General features: G+C 64.8%; 19 protein-coding genes. 7 read left to right on the forward strand and 12 right to left on the reverse strand.

The features are described 5' to 3' along the window. Positions 1–32: 32 nt before the first annotated feature. The 4 genes from EN846_RS09995 to EN846_RS10010 form a co-directional block, all read right to left on the reverse strand. Positions 33–980, reverse strand: coding sequence for a substrate-binding domain-containing protein (locus tag EN846_RS09995; RefSeq protein WP_127286341.1), 948 nt, complete (start codon positions 978–980; stop codon positions 33–35). Between the two features lie 78 nt (positions 981–1,058). Next, positions 1,059–2,066, reverse strand: a complete 1,008-nt coding sequence (locus EN846_RS10000) for a sterol desaturase family protein (RefSeq protein ID WP_127391390.1) — start codon at positions 2,064–2,066, stop codon at positions 1,059–1,061. 24 nt (positions 2,067–2,090) lie between these two features. Then, positions 2,091–2,882, reverse strand: a complete 792-nt coding sequence (locus EN846_RS10005) for a 3-methyl-2-oxobutanoate hydroxymethyltransferase (protein WP_127391391.1) — start codon at positions 2,880–2,882, stop codon at positions 2,091–2,093. Positions 2,883–3,165: 283 nt separating this feature from the next. Then, complete coding sequence (locus EN846_RS10010) at positions 3,166–4,170, reverse strand: LacI family DNA-binding transcriptional regulator (protein ID WP_127391395.1); 1,005 nt, start codon at positions 4,168–4,170, stop codon at positions 3,166–3,168. Between the two features lie 180 nt (positions 4,171–4,350). Between EN846_RS10010 and EN846_RS10015 the strand changes: the two genes are divergently transcribed. Both EN846_RS10015 and EN846_RS10020 read left to right on the forward strand, forming a co-directional pair. Then, on the forward strand, positions 4,351–4,623 hold the full coding sequence (locus EN846_RS10015) for a hypothetical protein (RefSeq protein ID WP_127286337.1): 273 nt from the start codon (positions 4,351–4,353) through the stop codon (positions 4,621–4,623). A 164-nt stretch (positions 4,624–4,787) separates the two neighbouring features. Continuing rightward, positions 4,788–5,600, forward strand: coding sequence for a methyltransferase domain-containing protein (locus EN846_RS10020; RefSeq protein WP_127393828.1), 813 nt, complete (start codon positions 4,788–4,790; stop codon positions 5,598–5,600). Between the two features lie 89 nt (positions 5,601–5,689). Here the strand turns inward: EN846_RS10020 and EN846_RS10025 are convergent, their stop codons facing one another. Further along, the gene (locus tag EN846_RS10025; RefSeq protein WP_127393829.1) at positions 5,690–6,520 is read right to left on the reverse strand and encodes an aldo/keto reductase; all 831 of its coding nucleotides are present in this window, start codon (positions 6,518–6,520) and stop codon (positions 5,690–5,692) included. Between the two features lie 147 nt (positions 6,521–6,667). Between EN846_RS10025 and EN846_RS10030 the strand changes: the two genes are divergently transcribed. Then, positions 6,668–6,964 (forward strand): hypothetical protein, encoded by a 297-nt coding sequence (locus tag EN846_RS10030; protein ID WP_320254358.1) that lies wholly within the window; start codon positions 6,668–6,670, stop codon positions 6,962–6,964. 20 nt (positions 6,965–6,984) lie between these two features. Here EN846_RS10030 and EN846_RS10035 read toward each other — a convergent pair whose 3' ends face one another. Next, complete coding sequence (locus tag EN846_RS10035) at positions 6,985–7,617, reverse strand: TetR/AcrR family transcriptional regulator (protein ID WP_127393830.1); 633 nt, start codon at positions 7,615–7,617, stop codon at positions 6,985–6,987. A 436-nt stretch (positions 7,618–8,053) separates the two neighbouring features. On the opposite strand from EN846_RS10035, the gene EN846_RS10040 reads away from it, so the two are divergent. From EN846_RS10040 to EN846_RS10050, 3 genes are read left to right on the forward strand one after another with little or no spacing between them, the layout of a single operon-like run. Then, positions 8,054–8,554 carry a (2Fe-2S)-binding protein gene (locus EN846_RS10040; protein ID WP_187331172.1) on the forward strand — a complete coding sequence of 167 codons (501 nt, stop codon included), beginning with the start codon at positions 8,054–8,056 and terminating at the stop codon, positions 8,552–8,554. Further along, a complete protein-coding gene (locus EN846_RS10045) occupies positions 8,551–9,534 on the forward strand; it encodes a xanthine dehydrogenase family protein subunit M (RefSeq protein ID WP_128346373.1) in 984 nt (327 codons plus the stop codon). Before EN846_RS10040 ends, EN846_RS10045 begins: the two co-directional genes overlap by 4 nt. Further along, on the forward strand, positions 9,531–11,825 hold the full coding sequence (locus EN846_RS10050; protein WP_128346374.1) for a xanthine dehydrogenase family protein molybdopterin-binding subunit: 2,295 nt from the start codon (positions 9,531–9,533) through the stop codon (positions 11,823–11,825). Before EN846_RS10045 ends, EN846_RS10050 begins: the two co-directional genes overlap by 4 nt. Positions 11,826–12,034: 209 nt before the next feature. Here EN846_RS10050 and EN846_RS35810 read toward each other — a convergent pair whose 3' ends face one another. The 4 genes from EN846_RS35810 to EN846_RS10075 all read right to left on the reverse strand — a co-directional run bounded on the left by EN846_RS35810 (position 12,035) and on the right by EN846_RS10075 (position 15,417). Continuing rightward, positions 12,035–12,244 carry a DUF4440 domain-containing protein gene (locus EN846_RS35810; protein ID WP_245493453.1) on the reverse strand — a complete coding sequence of 70 codons (210 nt, stop codon included), beginning with the start codon at positions 12,242–12,244 and terminating at the stop codon, positions 12,035–12,037. Positions 12,245–12,629: 385 nt separating this feature from the next. Further along, positions 12,630–13,307: an outer membrane protein gene (locus EN846_RS10065; RefSeq protein ID WP_127287073.1), complete on the reverse strand. Its 678-nt coding sequence runs from the start codon at positions 13,305–13,307 to the stop codon at positions 12,630–12,632. 74 nt (positions 13,308–13,381) lie between these two features. Continuing rightward, the gene (locus tag EN846_RS10070; RefSeq protein WP_127287074.1) at positions 13,382–14,077 is read right to left on the reverse strand and encodes an outer membrane protein; all 696 of its coding nucleotides are present in this window, start codon (positions 14,075–14,077) and stop codon (positions 13,382–13,384) included. Positions 14,078–14,268: 191 nt separating this feature from the next. Continuing rightward, the gene (locus EN846_RS10075) at positions 14,269–15,417 is read right to left on the reverse strand and encodes a helix-turn-helix transcriptional regulator (protein ID WP_127392313.1); all 1,149 of its coding nucleotides are present in this window, start codon (positions 15,415–15,417) and stop codon (positions 14,269–14,271) included. 270 nt (positions 15,418–15,687) lie between these two features. On the opposite strand from EN846_RS10075, the gene EN846_RS10080 reads away from it, so the two are divergent. After that, the gene (locus EN846_RS10080; protein ID WP_127284424.1) at positions 15,688–16,713 is read left to right on the forward strand and encodes an AraC family transcriptional regulator; all 1,026 of its coding nucleotides are present in this window, start codon (positions 15,688–15,690) and stop codon (positions 16,711–16,713) included. Between the two features lie 28 nt (positions 16,714–16,741). On the opposite strand, the gene EN846_RS10085 is transcribed toward EN846_RS10080, so the two are convergent. Both EN846_RS10085 and EN846_RS10090 read right to left on the reverse strand, forming a co-directional pair. Next, on the reverse strand, positions 16,742–17,500 hold the full coding sequence (locus EN846_RS10085) for a slipin family protein (protein ID WP_127284425.1): 759 nt from the start codon (positions 17,498–17,500) through the stop codon (positions 16,742–16,744). After that, on the reverse strand, positions 17,497–18,867 hold the full coding sequence (locus EN846_RS10090; RefSeq protein WP_128346659.1) for a nodulation protein NfeD: 1,371 nt from the start codon (positions 18,865–18,867) through the stop codon (positions 17,497–17,499). Before EN846_RS10090 ends, EN846_RS10085 begins: the two co-directional genes overlap by 4 nt. Between the last annotated feature and the right edge of the window lie 34 nt (positions 18,868–18,901).

Raw genomic sequence — 18,901 nt, forward strand, 5'->3', positions numbered from 1 at the left:
GTAACGACCGCCCGGAGGGCTTGGTCGTAGGATCAGTTCTTGTTGAGGTACTCGGCGGCGTTGGCCGGGGTGACCAGCTCGAACGGCACGTAGACGACGCGGTCGACCTTCTCGCCCTTGGCGAGCGCGAGCGCGGCATCGACACCGCCGCCGCCCTGCCCGTTGGCGTTCTGGAACACCGTCACCGCAAGGTCGCCCGCCTTCATCGCCTGGAGGCCGTCCTGCGTGGCGTCGATGCCGCCGACGACGACGTTCTTCATGTCGATGCCGTTGGCCTTCAGCGCCAGGATGGCGCCGATGGCGGATTCGTCATTGTTGGCGATGACGGCATCCGGCGCCTGGCCGGCGGTCAGCCAGTTGGTCATCAGGTTCTGCGCATTGTCGCGCGACCACTCGGAGGACTGCTTGTCGGTCACCTTGATGAAATTGCACATGTCGGTCGAAAAGACCTGCTCGACATCCTTGGTGCGCTGCAGCGCTGCCTGGTGCACCAGGCTGCCCATGACGATGTAGGCGGTGGCGCCCGATGACTTGCCCTTGGCGCGCAGCATCTTGCAGACTTCGAAGGCCTCCAGCGTGCCGGACTCGACCTCGTTCGAGCCGACATAGACCTGCTTCTCCGGGAGGTTCGCCATGTCGGTCGGTTCGAGGTTGACGAAGACCAGCGGAATGCCGGCCTTGGCGGCCTCCTCGCTCAGCGACTTCGAGGCGTTGGTGTCGACCAGGGTGACGATGATGGCGTCGACGCCGCTGGCGATGAAGTTCTTCACCTGATCGAGCTGCTTGGCGACGTCGTTCTGCGCGTCCTCGACCTGGATGTCGGCGCCCTTTTCCTTGGCGCGGGCCTGCATGCCGTTCTTCAGCAGCGTCTGGAAGTTGTTGTCGAAATTGACGATCGAGACGCCGATCTTGGCGGCGAAGGCGGTTGCCGGCATCGCCATCAGCGCGGCAAGCGCGGTCGAGATCAGAAGTTTCTTCACGGGTTTCCTCCCTTTGCAGATGGGTGCCGGTTCACCCGCTTTGTCTCCGGCCCTTTCGGGATAGGGTTCACTGGGCTGTCATTTGGCGGCGGCGTTGGCGCGCGCCTTCTTCTTCTCGTAGCGGGCCTGCATGCGGGCCTCGCCGTCCTTGCTGCCGTCGTGGAAGGTGCCGAGCCAGCGGTCGAACGGGATCAGGCCGTCGCCGTAGTTCACCTCGAAATATTTGTGGTGCAGGTAGTGGATGTAGGCGTGGCTATCGACGCTCGCGTCCTCGGTCAGTTCCACCTTGTCGAAGCCGACATGGCCGGGAATGGCGCCGAAGCCGGCATAGTGGAGCTGGTAGAGCGCGAGCAGCGGGTTGGACGGGATGATCAAGTGCCAGAAGGCGACGCCGAGATAGCCGAGCTGCTCCACCGGGTGCATCGACAGCGACGACCAGGGCGACGGGTTGACCGAATTGTGGTGCACCGAATGCACCCATTTGTAGAGCGGCCCCCAGTGGATCGTCCGGTGCAGCAGGAAGAAATGCGTCTCGTGGATGATCGGCACCACCAGCGCCAGCAGGAACAGGTAGAGCGGGTGCTCGGCGAAGCTCAGCCACGGCACGTAGCCATTGGCGTAGGCATGGAGGATGGCGACCTCGATCGCCGTCCAGATCGGCATGCCGGTGCCGAAGGTGCGCAGCATGTTGTCGAGGTTCTGGTTCTCGAAGAAAAAGGCCTTGCTCTTCTGCTCCGACGGCCATTTGCCGTTGTATTTGAAGCGGTTGCCCTGGGCTCTCAAAATGTAGAGTCGAAGTTCGAAGACGCCGAAGAAGACGAGCAGCGCTGCGCAGTTGACGACGAACAGCCAAAGGATCCAGCCGACGGAAAACGTCTTCATCACCTCGACGTCGGGCAGCACGAAGCGCCACCACGCCACCGCCGACAGCGCGAACAGCACATTGTAGGGCAGAAAGTAACTCGGCAGCCATTTCAGCACCGCCAGCGGCCGCGGGGGGTAGGCGAAGAGCGGCGCGGTGCCGGCCGGCTCGTTCGGCGCCCAGTCGCCTCGCTTGTTGCGCGTGCCGTATTGCAAGTCGTCCATGGCTGACCTCACAGGGCCCCGGTTTCACAAAGATTGAGAGAGGGTGAGGAAGCGGTCGTAGGCGGCATCGTCCATGTCGACCTGGTGCTTCGCCTCGGGATAGGCGCCGGCCGCCACGTCGCGGCCGAAGGCGCGGAAGGCAGCAATACGCTTTTCCTGCAGCTCGGCCTCCAGCGTGACGAAGTCGGCGTAGCGCTTGGCGTGGCGCGGATAGTGGCCAGCATGGGTGCCGAGCACATCGCAGGAGAACAGATATTGCGTGTCGCAGGCCGTACCGCAGCCCATGCCCATGGTGGTCAGCGGGGTGGCGCGCGTGATGTGGTCGGCGAGCCTGACCGGCACCACCTCGACCTCGACGCAGGCCGCGCCCGCATTCTCGATGTCCTTTACCGCGCGCAGCACTTTGAAGGCTTCGTCCGCGGTGCGCCCGACAGCGCGGAAATTCGTCCAGGTGGCGCGGTTCGGCACCAGGCCGACATGGCCGGTGACCGGGATGCCCTCCGCCGCCATGGCCTCGATGAAGCGCGGCGAATGCGAGCAATAGACCGCATCGGCGCCGCGCTTCATCATGGCGAAGCCCAGCCGCACCGCCTCATCGGGCGAGGCGACCGCGCCGTGCGGCATGCCGACGGAGAGGAAGGCGAAGGGTGCCGCCTGGCGGATCAATTCCAGATTGTGGTCGGGCTCACAGGACAGGATGACGATGTCGCAGGCTACCGCGGCGGCCGCCTCGGCCGGCGTGTCGACATGCAGTTGCAGCCATTTGCGGCCGCCCTTCTGGCTTTGCAGGTCGCTGACTGTCAGCCGTCTCGTCACAAATGCATCCTCCCGTTCGCGGGCGGACGATCGCAGGTAGGAAAGAGCCCCCTCACCCGGATTGCCTGCCGATCTGTGAAGGACAGATCGTAGCCATCCGACCTCTTCCCGAAGGAAGAGGGAGATCCTCGGTGCCGCCGCCCGCCTCTTCTCCGAAACGGCAAAAGGTGCAGGTGAAGCGGCCGGATGAGGGGGCGAACTTCACATGCCATCGCCCTTCCGTTCACGGGCGAGTTAGCACCGCGACGGCGGCGAAAGCTCCCGGTTCCTTGATCAAATCAGATCAAAGGTTCTCGGCGGTGAAGGTGACGAAGCGGATCGGCGGATTGTCGACCGGCAGGTCGTGCAGGTTCAGCGCCGCGAGCACAAGGTCTATGGCGCGGCGCGCCTGAGCTTCGGGCGACTGGTCGAGCACGACGTCCATCGTGCCCTCGCGCAAGGCGCGCGTGCTGCGCTCGGTCAGTTCGTGACCGACGAAGAAGATGTCGCGGCCCCTCGAGTGGCGGCGCAGCACCTCGTTCAGCGCCGTGTTGGCGCCGCCGGCATTGTAGAGGCCGGCAAGGTCCGGCCAGCGCTTCAGTGCCTCGTGCAATTGTTCGGCGTTGCGGTCGCCATCGTCATGGCCGAACAGCGCCGCGACCGGCTCGAACTCAACGCCAGCCTCGATCAGATAGTCGAAGAAGCCGCGCACGCGGTCGCGGTGGACGCGGTAGATCTGGCTGTGGCAGATGGCGACGACCTTGCCCGGCCGGCGCTGCATGCGTGCCATCAGCAGGCCGGCCATGCGGCCGGCGGCGTAATTGTCGATGCCGACATAGGTGCTTTTGGTGCCGGATATCTGGGTGACGATCTGCACCGTCGGGATCCTTTCGCCCTCGAGCTGGCGAAGCGCGGCGCTGACCAGCGGATGGTCCGGCACGGCGAGGATCAGACCGGCGCGGCGCATCTCCGGATCGAGGATGCGCGCGGCGATCTCGGCCGGGTTGGCCTCGTCGAGGAAGGTGCGGTGGACGGCAATGGTGCGGTCGAGCGTGGCGGCGATGCGCTCGAAGGCGCGCGAGAGCCTGGCGAAGAAAGTCGCGTCCGGCCTGACCAGGATCACCTCGATGCGGATGACGCCGCGATGCGCCTCGGGCAGACGGCGCGGATAGTCGAGCGAGCGCGCCGCCGCCACCACCTTCTCGACGGTCTCAGGGCGCACCCCGCCTCTGCCGTTCAGCACGCGCTCGACGGTCGCCGTGCCGACGCCGGCACGGCGGGCGATCTCGAGGAAGGTAGGCTTTGGAATGGGCGGACTCCTGGATGTGTAACGACGGAACCTAGTCCTTCTCCCCGTGCCGGAGAAGGTGCCTCCCCATCAGCGAATGCTAATTGACAGCCAAGTGGAAACGGCGCTGATTGGTGCTCGCATAGATCGCACCAGACGGGCGATTTCGACCCGCCGGGCGCCACCTTGGGAGGGTCCGCAATGCCAACGATCATCGGCCATCACAACATCACGAAAGGCGCCAAGCACTGGCTCACGTCGCCGAAGCGCAAGGAGATTTTCGGCGCGCTCGGAATCACCAACATCCGCACCTTCGTCGATCCGCAGAACCCGAACCGGGTGGCGCTGATGATGGACGTTCCGGACATGGACAAGCTGGCGGCCCTGATGCAGAGCAAGGCAGCCGCCGATGCCATGGAATTCGACGGCGTGGTACCGGAATCGCTGGTGATCCTGGTGGAAGAAAAGGGATAGCCGGCTCGCGTCCTGGGTTCGGGCGGCTCAACCAACCAGGCTGGATAAGCGAGATAGGTCCGGCGTAGCCGCATATGGCGCCGGACGCCTTTCGGTCGAAAACGAGCCGAAACAAGCAATCATATGCTAGCCTTGCCAGCCATCAAACGGACGGGGGAATAGAAATGCTGGAAACCGACAAGGTGTTCGCCGGCTCTGTTCCGGAAAACTACGACCGCCATATGGTGCCGTTGATCTTCGAGCCCTACGCAGTGGATCTCGCGCGACGGGCGGCGGCGCTGTCGCCCGGCGCCGTCCTGGAGACCGCAGCCGGCACCGGGGTCGTCACCCGCGCGCTGGCGCCAAAACTGCCGGTCGGCGCAAGCTATGTCGTGACCGACCTCAACCAGCCGATGCTCGACTATGCCGCCGCGCGGCAAGGCCCCGACAGCCGCATCCAATGGCGCCAGGCGGATGCGCTGGCGCTGCCGTTCGAGGACGCGGCCTTCGATCTCGTCTGTTGTCAGTTCGGCGCGATGTTCTTTCCCGACCGCACGGCCGGCTATCGCGAAGCAAGGCGCGTCCTGAAGCCCGGAGGACGCTTTTTGTTCAACGTGTGGGATCGCATCGAGGAGAATGTCTTTGCGCATGACGTGACGAATGCGCTTGCCAAAATCTTTCCCAACGATCCGCCGCGCTTCCTGGCGCGCACGCCGCACGGCTACCACGACAAGGACCTGATCCGCAGAGACGTCGAGGCCGCGGGGTTCTCACATGTGGCGATCGAGACGATAGCCGAACAAAGCCGCGCATCCTCGCCGCGCGTTCCGGCCGTCGCCTATTGCCAGGGAACGCTGCTGCGCAACGAGATCGAGGCCAGAGACGCGGGAAAACTGCAAGCCGCGACCGACCATGCCGAAGCCGTGATCAAGGACAGACACGGAAGCGGCGCGGTCGCCGCCAAGATCCAGGCGCATGTGATCGTGGCGATGGCGTAGCGATAGGCCAATCGCCAACGGTGCAGAAAAGGCGCCTTCGGCGAAGCGCTAATCTCCCCACGATGGGGGAGATCAGCTGTTTCAACGCCTCAGAACAAAAACGCCGCCGTCGCCGGATCCGGCCCGGTGCGGCCGTCTTGTGAGTCCATGCCGCGGATGGTCTCAAGGTCCCTGCCATCGAGCGCGAAATCGAAGACGTCGAAATTGGCGGCGATGCGGTCCTGGTGGTTCGACTTCGGAATGACGATCAGCCCCTCCTGCAGGTGCCAGCGGATGATCACCTGCGCCACCGACTTGCCGTGCTTCTCGGCGATTGCCCCGAGCGTCGGATCGGCAAGCAGCCGGCCGCTGCCCAGCGGGCTCCAGCTCTCGATCTTGATGTCGTGCCTGGCGTGAAAATCACGCTTGTCGCGCTGCTGGAAGCGAGGGTGCAGCTCGATCTGGTTGACGGTCGGCGTAACGCCGGTCTCGCCGATGATGCGCTCCAGATGGTCCTGGTTGAAGTTCGACACGCCGACCGATTTTATCCGGCCGGCCTTCCGCAATTCGACCAGCGTCTTCCAGGCTTCGACATACTTGCCCTGGCTCGGCACTGGCCAGTGGATGAGGAAGAGATCGATCTGGTCGATGCCGAGCTTTTGCATCGTGTCGTCGAAAGCGCGCAGCGCGGCATCGCGCTGGTGCGCACCGTTGCGCAGCTTGGATGTGATGAACAACTCGGCCCTCGGCACGCCAGCCGCGCGGATCGCCTCGCCGACGCCTTCCTCGTTGCGGTAGCCCTCGGCGGTGTCGATCAGCCGGTAGCCGGCCTCGATCCCCCAGCGCACGACCTTGGCGGTGGTGCCCGGGTCGACCTGCCAGACGCCCAGACCGATTTGGGGGATGGCGGAGCCGTCGTTCAATGTCAGCCGTTCAGGCATGCGTATGTCCTTCTGCAATCATGTTTGCCCCGCGCCCTATCTAGGCTGCGCTCCCGGCAATGCGAGTCGATGACACGTTTGTGTATTTGCGGAACGGTCGGCGGCTAAGCGCACACGGCCCATTTCGACCGCACTGGAACTTTTTGCATGGCTAATGTTTTCTTAACCACGAACTCGCAGTCTCGATGGGGCGCGTTGCAATGGCCTTGCGAAAACGTCTGCGTGGGAGGCGTCATGCCAATTCGTCGAAAAGCTCAGGACGCTGGTATTTTCGATCCGTCCGAACTGGCTTTGCTGGCACGGATCTTCGAACGGCTGAAACATGAAAGCGATGCCGCCGATCGTCTCGAAGGTCTGGCGTCGCGCATCCTTGCCAATTACATGGCCGGCATCACCGACGAGGAAGAACTTCTCTCGCTGTCGAGGCAACCGCTGGGTCGATAGGCCGATCGCGGCGCGCCCGACTATCGGGGCACCTTCGACGCCTTCGTCGCCCCGAACCGCAACCCATCCATCAAGAGCTTGACCAGCCGCCCCGACCGGTCGCGCCAGTCGGGCGTGTTGGGGGCGGAGTAGATGCCGCCGAGCGCATGCAGCACGTCGGAGGCATCGACGTCGGCGCGGATCGTGCCGGCGGCGGCGGCCGCTTCGACCAACCGTTTGAGCGCCTGAGAGACGCGGCCGGAGGTGTCGGAGAACAGCGTCGAATTGGTGGTGAGCAGGATGCGCAGGCTGGTCGCCAGGCCGCGCTTGGTGGCGATGTAGTCGACGAAACGCTGCATCCAGAGCTCCAGCGCGACATCGGCCGGGTGATCGCGGGCCAGCTCTTCCGCCGCCAGGCAGAGCGCCTCCACCTCGCGGCGGTAGACGATTTCGACCAGATGCTCGCGGGTCGGGAAATGGCGGTAGAGCGTGCCGATGCCGACCTCTGCCTGGCGAGCGATCTCCTCCAGCGAAGCATCGACGCCGTCGGTCGCAAAAGCCTGCGCCGCCACCTCGACAAGCTTGTCGCGGTTGCGCTGGGCGTCAGCGCGCAGCGGTTTTGGCGCTGGCGTGGCGGGCTTCTCGTCGGCGGTAGCTAGCGGCCTTTCAGCCAATTTTGTCTCCACGGGTCGATTGGGGCTTGAACCGTGGCCGGTCAGCCCCCACGTAAATAAACGGAGGCGCCTCCGTTTTAGTGGAGCACCTTTATCATATAATCAGGGGGACCGGTATGTCACGTGTTCGAGAGGAGCAAAATTCGGTTGCCCGCTGGACGACGGAACTGCCGATCTCCCCCTCATCAGGGAGATGGCCGGCAGGCCAGAGGGGGGCGTTGTCCCGCCGACGTCGCAGCCCGCGACAAACGCGTTCGCATTTCAGGTTTCCTCTCAAGGACGTAGCCCCAATCGCCGCGTTCCTTCGCGCCCCCCTCTGCCCTGCCGGGCATCTCCCCCACAAGGTGGGAGATTAGCAGCTTCCACGCCTTGCCCCTCGCCTCCCAAGCCCCATTTCCATCCGCCTAGCGTCCAGCAATTGGAGCCCGACGCCCTCATGAATGACCAATCGACCATCAGCCCCACCACCCTCTCCATCCATCTCACCATCAACGGCCGCGACCACGCGCTCGACATCGAGCCGCGCGTCACCCTGCTCGACGCGCTGCGCGATCGTCTCCATCTCACCGGCACCAAGAAGGGGTGCGACCAGGGCCAGTGCGGCGCCTGCACCGTGCATGTCGACGGCGAGCGCGTGCTGGCCTGCCTGACGCTCGCCGCGCAAGTCGCGGGCCGTTCCGTCACCACCATCGAAGGACTGGCGGGCGAAGACGGCACGCTCAACGCCGTCCAGGCAGCCTTCCTCGAGCAGGACGCCTTCCAGTGCGGCTATTGCACGCCCGGCCAGATCATGTCGGCGGTGGCCTGCATCCGCGAAGGCCATGCCGGCTCCGACGAAGAAATCCGCGAATACATGGCCGGCAATCTCTGCCGCTGCGGCGCTTATCCGCACATCGTCGCCGCCGTTCGCCATGCAGCAGAGGGGCTCCGCTCATGAGAGACTTTTCCTACCTTCGCGCCGACAGCGTGGAAGCTGCACGCAACGCCGCCGCCCTTCCCGGCGCCATGCTGCTCGCCGGCGGCACGACGCTGGTCGACCTCGCCAAATGCGGCGTCGCCGAACCTTCCGCTGTCATCGACATCAGCCATATCAAGGGGCTCGACGCCATCGATGTCAGCGCCGGCCGCGCCGTGATCGGCGCGCTGGCGAAAATGAGCCATGTCGCCGACCATGCCGAGATCAAGGGCCGCTTCCCGGCCGTCTCGGAAGCGCTGTGGCAGGCAGCCTCGGCGCAGCTGCGCAACATGGCGAGCATCGGCGGCAATCTGATGCAGCGCACGCGCTGCCCCTATTTCCGCGATCCCGCCAACTTCCCGGCCTGCAACAAGCGCGCGCCCGGCAGCGGCTGCTCGGCGATCGGCGGGGTGACGCGCGGCCATGCCGTGCTCGGCACCAGCGAGGCCTGCATAGCCACCTATCCGGGCGATCTCGCCATCGCGCTCGTTGCCTTCGACGCCGAGGTTCATCTCGGCGAGAGGCGGCTCAAGGTCGAGGACTTCTTCCTGGCGCCGGGCGCCACGGCCGAACGTGAGCACGACATCCGCCCCGGCGAGGTGATCACGGCCATCGAGATCCCCGGCTCGGCCGCAGCCAGGCGCTCGACCTATCTCAAGGTCCGCGACCGCCAGTCCTATGAGTTCGCGGCGGCGAGTGCCGCCGTCGGGCTGGAACTCGAAGGCGACGGCCGCACCATCCGCGACATCCGCATCGCGCTCGGCGGCGTCGCCACGAAACCGTGGCGTGCGCGTGCAGTCGAAGACGCGCTCAAAGGCAAGACGTTCGACGAGGCCACAGTCCGCAAGGCCAGCGAACTCACCATGGAGGGCGCCGTCGACCATGGCGCCAACCACTACAAGATCGAGCTCGCGCCGCGCGTCGTCGCCAGAGCCATCCTCAAATTGGGAGAGACGGCATGACCGTTCATGAGATGAAACATGCCGCGTCCGACGGCGCGCGCCTCGAAGCGGTCGGCGGGCGGCTGTCGCGCGTCGACGGCCCGGCCAAGATCACCGGCGCGGCCCACTACGCCGTCGAGCAGCAACTCGAAGGGCTGGCGCATGCGGTGATGGTGGAAAGCACCGTCGCCGCCGGCACGGTCCTTTCGATCGACACGCGCGCGGCCGAGACCGCGCCCGGCGTGCTGCTAGTGCTGACGCCGGACACCATCATACCGCTAAGGACGGCGTCGGACTGGTTCGGCACGCCACCGCCCAACGTCCCCTATTGCCCGCTCGCCCGCGTGGTCACCTATTCCGGCCAGCATGTCGCTGCGGTGGTGGCCGAGACCTTCGAGCAGGCAGTCGCGGCCGCCGCCCTTGTCAAGGTGACCTATGACGAGACGCCGGCCATCGTCGACCTTAGCGACCCCAAGGCGGGCGACGGCATCCCGATCGAGGCGATGACCAAGGAGTGGGGCGACGCCCAAGCCGCCTTTGCCGCTTCGCCGGTGCGCGTCTGCGCCGCCTACAACACGCCGCGCGAGTTCCAGGCGGCGATGGAACCTCATGGGCTGATCGCGCGCTGGCAGGGCGAGGCGCTCACCATCTGGGAGCCCAGCCAGTGGCTCGACGGCATGGCGCGCACCTATGCCGAATGGTTCGCGATCCCGTTCGAGAACGTGCGGCTGGTCTCGCCCTATATTGGCGGCGGCTTCGGCTCGAAGGCGCTCGCCTTGGCGCACAGCGCGGTAGCGGCGGCCTCGGCAAAGATGTTGGGACGGCCGGTCAAGCTGATGCTGACCCGGCCGCAGAATTTTACCTCCTATGGCGGCCGCGCCGCGACAAGGCAGACCGTGGCGATCGGCGCCGATCGCGATGGCAAGATCCAGTCGATCGTGCATCGCGGCGTCAACGAGACGGCGGTCGACGGCATGTGGGTCGAGCCACTCGGCTCCGTTACCTCGATCATGTACGCCACGCCCAATTTCTCCTCGAAGCAGAATGTCGTGCGGGTCAACACCGTGGTGCCGGGCGCCAAACGGGCGCCGGGCGAAAACCCCAGTGCCTTCGGCATCGAAAGCGCGATCGACGAGCTCGCCTATGAGCTCGGTATCGATCCGCTGGAGATCCGGCTGCGCAATTACGCCGAGGAAGACCCGCACGCCAGGAAGGCATGGTCGACACGCCAGTTGCGCGAGGCCTTCGCGGCCGGCGCGGAAGCCTTCGGCTGGGCGAAGCGTTCGCCCGCGCCGCGCTCGATGCGCGACGGCCATCACCTGATCGGCTGGGGCGTCGCGGCCGGCACCTATCCGGTGCGGCGCGCCCATGGCGAGGCGGTGGTGAACATCCTCGCCGACGGTTCGGTCGAGGTCGAAAGCTCCTCCATCGACATGGGCCAGGGCACCTATACTATCCTGGCGCAGACGGCGGCCGAGACGCTAGGCGTGCCGGTGGAACAGGTGTCGGTGAAGCTGGGAGATTCCCACTTCGCTCGCGCCGGCGTTGCAGGTGGCTCCAGGCTTGCCGGTGTCATGACCGGCGCCGTCTACAAGGCGGCCAGCCAGGCGCTCGACGAGCTGATCGGGCTGGCGATCGCCGATCCGCGCTCGCCCTTCCATGCGCTGCAGGCGAACACGCTGGTGGTCAGGGACGGCCGCATCGCCTCGCCGCGCGGCGAAGGGCCGGAGCTGTCGATCGCCGAGCTATTGTCCGCCGTCGGTCGCGAGAAGATCGAGGCCAAGGGCGACACCATGCCGGCGACCACGACAGCGGAGGAGCGCTACAAGAACTACACCACCATCGCCATGTCGATCCCACACACCGAGGGCGACTATTCGCGCCATTCCTGGTGCGCGCATTTCGTCGAGGTCCGCGTCGACGAGGATTTCGGCACGGTGCGGGTGTCGCGCGTGGTGTCGGCGCTGGATTCAGGCCGGCTCTACAACCCGAAGCTGGCGGAAAGCCAGTGGAAGGGCGGCATCATCATGGGCATCGGCCAGGCGCTGCTGGAAGAAGGCTTGGTCGACCGCCGCCACGGCCGCATCGTCAACGGCAACCTCGCCGACTACATGATCCCGACCAATGCCGACATTCCGGATATCCAGACGATCTCGGTCGGCATTCCCGACCCGCATTCGTCAGCGCTCGGCGGCAAGGGCGTCGGCGAGCTCGGCATCGTCGGCGTCGCGCCGGCGATCGCCAACGCGGTGTTCCATGCGACGGGGAAGCGGGTAAGGGATTTGCCGATCACGCTGGAAAAATTGATCTGAGGCTGGCGCGAGCCCCTGCCCTGCCGGGCATCTCCCCCTCAAGGGGGGAGATTGGCGGTTTCAGCGCCGGCGCGCACCCTCGCAGCGTTCGAAATTGGCGAAGGCGGCGGAGCGAATAAACTCCCCCCTTGAGGGGGAGATGGCCGGCAGGCCAGAGGGGGGTGCTGTCCCGCCAGCGTTTCAGCAAATCACAGCTTCACATAGCGAGATCAGGCACTCGCCAGCAAGTTCGCATCCCGCGCTAGCCGCCAGCGTCCGTCGCCTTCCTTGCGCAGTAGCGTGAGCGTGTAGCCGGAGCGCCGCACCGGCTCGCCGCCCGGTGGCGGCGCCGTCATGTCGATGCGGTTGCGGATATAGGCCCAGTCGCCGAGCAGCTTGAGTTCGACGATCTCGCTCGAGCCATCGATCTTCTCGCCCATGCCTTTGAAGGCAGGCAGCGAAGGCTGCCTTGCCGAACGGTTCCTTGGCGGGAACCATGAAGATGACGTCGTCGGTCATCAGCGAGAGCACGGTCTCCAGATCGCCTTGCGGCTTGCCGCCATCCAGGTCTCGACCACCTGCCGGATCGCGCTTTCGTCGTCGGTCATTGGGTTGTCTCCCTAATGCATCCGTGAGTAGGTGGTGCACCTGTTGCCAATGGCAATGAGCGCCTGCGGGGGGTGATGGCCGCGAGGCCGGAGGGGGCGCGAAGGATCGCGGCAATATTCCAGCTTGTGTTCGTCGCCCCAGGCTGATGCCGGGGCGCTTCAAGTTCGAGCGCTCCCCCGCGGCGGAAACGCCCGGCGCGGGGGGGTGTTCGGCGGATCAGAACTTGTAGCTGAGTCCGACCCGAATATCGTGAGTCTGGAGATCGACGTGCGTTTCGGTGGTAAAGCCATTCACCGCCGAGAGAGCCTTGCTGCCGAAGTCGGAGTAGCGATATTCGACCCGAGCGATCCACCTGTCGGAGAGGGCGTGCTCAACGCCGCCTCCAACCGTCCAGCCAACATGCGTCTCTTCACGATATGGCTGGTCACCGCCGAAGCCGCCGGTGGTCACGAGCACTTGATACCTGGCCGCGGCCACGCCGGCAGTGATGTAGGGCAAGGTCCGGTCGTAGGCGTAACCAGCCCGCAGCCGCGCAGAGCCTGACCATTTGACCTCGCCCTTGACCAAGGCGCCACCGCCGCTGCCGAAGGCCGTCTGTCCATCCACGGCAGTGTACATCAGGTCGGCTTCGGCGCCGAGTACGAAGCGGCTGGCCATTTCACGATTGAGGCCGATATGGATGCCCCCTATGAAGCCGTTCGGATCGATAGGACTGTTGAGATCGCCGCCGCCGCTGGTAACCAGGTGGTCAGAGCTTCCGACTGCGTAACCGACGTCGACGCCGGCATAGGAGCCAGACCAGTCGTAGGCAGCCTGCCCCTCATTGGTGTCCGCCGCTGATGCCAGGCCGGCAGGCGCGAGGATGAAGGCTGTCGCGAGAAGAATCGGTTTCATCGTGTCTGCTGCCTCATAATGTTGCGCCCTCCGTTTCGGAAAGGCCGCAGAGGGGCTCCGTTCGGTTCTGCAGATCAGAACTTGTAGCTGAGGCCGACCCGTAAATTGTGCGTCTTGAGATCGACGTTCGAAACCGTGCCAGGACCAAAAAGCGGCACCGAGAGATCCTTTTTACCGAAGTCGGCGTAGCGATATTCGACGCTGGCGATCCACTTGTCAGTGAAGGCGTGGTCAACGCCAGCTCCAACCGTCCAGCCAAGATGGGTTTCGTCGTGGACTGGTATTGTACCGCCGGGGCCGTTGGTGATCACGCTCACTTCATACTTGGCGGCGGCCACGCCGGCAGTGATGTAGGGCAAGGTCCGATCGAAAGCATAGCCAGCCCGCAGCCGCGCCGAACCCGACCACTTGAGTTCGGTGTTGAGCAGCGCGCCGGCGCCTGCGAAGGTGCTCACCCTATCTACATTGCTGTATGCGAGGTCGGCCTCGGCGCCGAGCACGAAGCGGTTCGCCATTTCCTGGTTGACGCCGATATGGACGCCGCCAACAAAGCCGGTCGGATCGAGGGGCGCGTTGACGTCGGTGCCCCCAAGGCCAGCGCCGGCAATGAAGAGATTGGATTTTCCGGCTGCATAACCGACGTCGACGCCGGCATAGAGGCCGGACCAGTCGTAGGCGGCGGCAACGGGCGAGGTTTCATTGATGTCCGCCGCGCATGCCATGCCGACAGGCGCGAGGATGAAGGCTGCCGCGAGAAGAATGGTTTTCATTGTCAGTCTGATGCCCCAGAAATGCTACGTTCCCCGCCGCCGAAATGCTTCGCGGGGATTCAGCTGTTGTCGACGTCCCGGTGTTGCATTGTCGGGCGGCGCGCGTCTTGGGCTGGGCCGCACTGGAATTGTCCTGGAACGCACCCCGTCACTTTCCGAACCAGTGTGGCAGATCAGCCGCAGCCGGCCGGCTACGTCGATTCGGGACCTGCGAGAGGGGCGCCCATGTCCGAAATGAGTTTGACGAGATCGGCCTGGCGCCGCGTGCCGGTCTTGGCAAAGATCCGGTTGAGGTGGGTCTTCAGGGTATTCTCGCCGATGCCGAGCGCAACCGCGCTCCTGGGGGCGGACAAACCGCTGCCGATCCTGAGCAGGACCCGCGCCTCCGCTGGCGTCAGGTCGAACAGCGTGGTGAGAACGGCTTCCGGCAATGGCGAGGCGGACGTCGTCGTCGACACGAAGACGGCGGCACAGGCGGGCCGGAAAGCCGCGCGCGCGGTGCCTTCGGTCAACGGCAACACATAAGCAACGGCGGGCGGCTGTCCCGGCGCCGAAATGGGCAGGCCGATGCCGCGCGAACCAAGCGAGGCATCCGCGCGCGCGGCACTGGCGATCGCTTCCTGCAGGGCAAGAGCCACCGCCGGATTCTGCGCCTGCAGGAGGCCATTCCTCGAACGAATGGGACCTTCCACCGAAAGCATCTGCTGGGCAGCCTCATTGGCATGCAGGATTGCCCCACTGGCGCCAGTAAGCACGACAGGCACGGCCAGATGGTCGAGCGCCTGACGATAGAGACTGGCAGTCACGCGGGCCTGATCGAGCAGGTCGCCAATCAGGGACGCACGGCGCAGATGCGGCGACAGCAAGGCCATGAAACGCTGCTCCTCGACGGATATGATCCCCCTGCCGGCCCGCGTGGTGCAACCCATGAGGCCGATCCGGTCCGGTGTGTGAACGAATTTGATGATGCAGCCTTCGCGCAATCCCTGCGGCTTGGCCCAATTCTGATAAAACGGCGTCTGCTGGAGTTCGGCTTCGCTGATATGCGATAGCGTCGCGACGGGCGTGTCGATATCGCCGACGACCGCCGCCTTCAGCCCTGGAATTGCGTCAAAGTCATAATCCTCCTGCAGCACGCGCATCCGCTCGGGATCCCAGGGCGACCGAGCGGCGAAGCGACCGTGATTGTCGGCAGTGCTGGCAAGCGCGATGGTGCTGTACGCCGCATCCATGGTTTCGGTGATCCGGATCATGACCCCGGTCCAGCCGTCCGGATTCAGCACGCAATCGTAGATATCGCCGACAATCGAACCCAGAATTTCGCTGCTCAGCCTTTCCACCGTTTCTCCTGCACCCCAGCATGCCCGCCATGATGGACGGCGGGCAAAGAATGAAACCAGCAACATTTTGACGGCGGCTCGGCGCAAGGACGCCGATCCGCCTGGAGGATTTTGCTGGCGTCATACTTTCGGGTGACGCCAAGCGTAATTGGGCTCGATTAAGGGGTTCAGTCGGCTGAACGCCAAGCCATCAATGTTGCTGGTTATTCCTGGATTGGAAAGCGTCGCGTTCGATTTTTTGAGACTGCGGGTTTAGCGGGGGCGCTTCCTTTGTCACGAAAGACGGTGTTTTCATCGGCTGGTTTGCCGGAGCATCTTGGCGCCTATGAGGGATTGCACAGGATTACCTACAATTCCAGCGACCTGATCGGCGGCGAACAAATCCAGAAGGAGCAATGGATCTCATCGCTGACATCCGGTTACGCCCGTCTGCGTGCCGATCCGGCCATCGGCAGATCGTTCGAAGGGGAGCTCAGGATTGTTCGAGCTAGCGACGTTTCGGTGGGCACGATCCACGGCACTGTCAAATCGATATCGAGAACCACTGAAGACATTGCTGCTCAGAGCACCAACAATGTCGTGTTGCTTCTCAATGCCGGACACTCCCCGCTCAGCGTCGACCAGGCGGGAAGGAGCGTCGATCTGAGTCCAGGCGCGTCCGTTCTTGTCGAGCAGAGCGCTCCCTCAATCATCCGAGTGAGCGACGGGCAATGCGGCCTGATCGCCGTGCAGACCGATCGCGAACGCGTGCGTCAGCGATATGCAGGGTTTGAGGATCGCCTGATGACCGTCGTGTCGAGCTCCATGATGATCAACGCCCTTCTTCGTGCCTATGTCGGCGTTCTGGCCGATGAGAAAGAAGCCGAGTCTCAACTGACCATGCAGTTCGTGGCCGATCATATTGCCGACCTGATCGCCGCCACCGCTTCCATTGCCACACCGGTGACGGCGCACGACAACGCGGACGCGCGAGGTCTACGTGCGGTACGGACGCAAGCGATTCTGACTAAAATTCGCGGTGGCTTCACCGATCCGGAAATCTCCGCGCAAGGTATCGCAAAAGAGCTCGGCCTGTCGGCGCGCTATGTCCAGGATCTGCTCCAGGAAACAGGCATCAGCTTCTCCGAGCGTGTTCTCGAACTACGCCTGCAGAGAGCGCACAAGATGCTCTCGCAACGGCACAACGACGCCATGCGCGTCAGCGAAATCGCGCTGATAAATGGCTTCAGCGATGTGTCCTACTTCAATCGCTGTTTCCGCCGCCGCTTCGGCTACACGCCATCGAGCGCGAGATAGATCCGGACATCGGCCGGCACGGCCCCCCTCACTTCCCCTGCCCCTTCAAAAATTGCCCGAGCAGATCAACCGGCAGCGGGAAGACCACCGTCGACGAGCGCTCGCCGGCGATGTCGTGCAGGGCCTCGAAATAGCGCAGCTGCATGGCTTGCGGCTCGGCCGCCAGCATGCGGCCGGCTTCGACCAGTTTCGCCGCCGCCTGCTGCTCGCCGTCGGCGTTGATCACCTTGGCGCGGCGCAGGCGTTCGGCTTCGGCTTGCTTGGCGATGGCGCGGACCATGCTCTCGTTCAAATCGACATGCTTGATCTCGACATTGGAGACCTTGATGCCCCAGGCATCGGTGCGCTGGTCGAGGATCTCCTGGATGTCGTTGTTAAGCTTGTCGCGCTCGGCCAGCATCTCGTCGAGTTCGTGCTTGCCGAGCACCGAGCGCAGCGTGGTCTGCGCCAACTGGTTGGTGGCGGCCATGAAATCCTCGACCTGGATGATCGCCCGCTCGGCGTCGACGATGCGGAAATAGAGCACGGCGTTGACCTTCACCGAGACATTGTCGCGCGAGATCACGTCCTGCGGCGGCACGTCCTGCACCACAACGCGCAGGTCTACCCGCACCATTTGCTGGATGAAGGGGACGAGGATGATGAGGCCGGGACCCTTGACCGCCGTGAAGCGGCCGAGCGTAAAGACCACGCCGCGCTCATATTCCCTCAGGATGCGGATGGCGGCCGCAAGGAACATGATCACGGCCACCGCAACGACCAGATAGGCCACGTAACCGACCATCATCTTATTGCTCCGTTGTTGTTCGCGTCGCGGCGGCGCACCGTCAGCACGAGGTCGCCGACATCAGTCACCTCGACGCTGTCGCCGGGCGCGACGGGCTCGTCGGCCCTCGCCCGCCAGCGCTCGCCTAAGGCCAACACATGGCCCTCGCCGCCCTGCCAGTCGAGGATCTCGACGGGCAGGCCGCGCATGGCCTCGCCGCCGACGCGCGGCGGACTTTTGCGCGCCGCCCAGACATAGGTTCCGGTGAGCAGCGCCAACCCCAGCGTCAGCGCGGCAGCGGGGCCGATGACGGCCCACGACATGGCAAAGCCCGGACCCTCGACCTTGAGCAGCAGGGCGGAGCCCAGCAGGAAGGCGGCGACGCCGCCCAGCCCGAGCACCACGGTGGGATTGAACGCCTCGATGGCAAGGAACGCGATGCCGAGCAGCATCAGCGCCAGGCCCGCATAGTTGATCGGCAACAGGTTGAGCGCATAGAGGCCGAGCACCAGGCAGATGGTGCCGATGACGCCGGGGGCTACCGCGCCCGGGCTGGTGAACTCGAAGATGATGCCATAGACGCCGACCAGCATCAGGATCACGGCGACGTTCGGATCGGTGATGACGGCGAGCAGCCGGATGAACCAGCCCGGCTCCAACGTCTCGACCGGCAGGCCGTCGGTCGCCAGCACCTGCTTTTTACCGGCCACGTCGACGGTGCGCCCATCGGCAAGCTTTAACAGCTCGGCGGTGTCGCGGGCGATGAAGTCGATGACATGTTCCTGCAGCGCGGCGCTGGCCGAAAGGCTCGCCGCCTCGCGCACCGCCTTCTCGCCCCAGTCGCCATTGCGGCCGCGCAGTTCGGCCAGCGAGCGGATCAGCGCAACCGCGTCATTGGTCACCTTGGCCATCATCGCGTCGCCCGGAGGTCGCCCGGTGGCGTCCTTCTGGTCCTTGTCCTTCTCGCCGCCCGGAAGCGACGGCAGCCCGCCGAGTTCGACCGGCGTCGCTGCGCCGAGATTGGTGCCGGGCGCCATCGCCGCGACATGGGTGGCGTAGAGGATGTAGGTGCCGGCGCTGGCCGCGTGGCCGCCGGCCGGCGCGACATAGCCGATGACCGGCACCGGCGAGGCCAGGATGTCGGCGATCATCTCGCGCATCGAGGTGACCAGCCCCCCCGGCGTGTTCAGTTGCAGGATGAGGACCGCTGCGTCGCGCTTGGCGGCGGTGTCGAGCGCCTCCTCGAGCTGCCTGGTGCTGGCCGGCCCGATGGCGCCGTCTATGGCGACGCTCAGCGCCACCTTCCCGCTCCCGGTCGAGGAGAAGGGAGAAACGACAGCCGCGGCCAAAAGAGCAGCGGCAAGAAGGGCCACCCGCGCGAAGATCACGCTCAAAGCTCCATGGTGAAGATATGGGTTGTAT

Origin of the sequence: Mesorhizobium sp. M4B.F.Ca.ET.203.01.1.1, assembly GCF_004791025.1 — a bacterium.
GTDB classification, from domain to species: Bacteria; Pseudomonadota; Alphaproteobacteria; order Rhizobiales; family Rhizobiaceae; genus Mesorhizobium; species Mesorhizobium abyssinicae.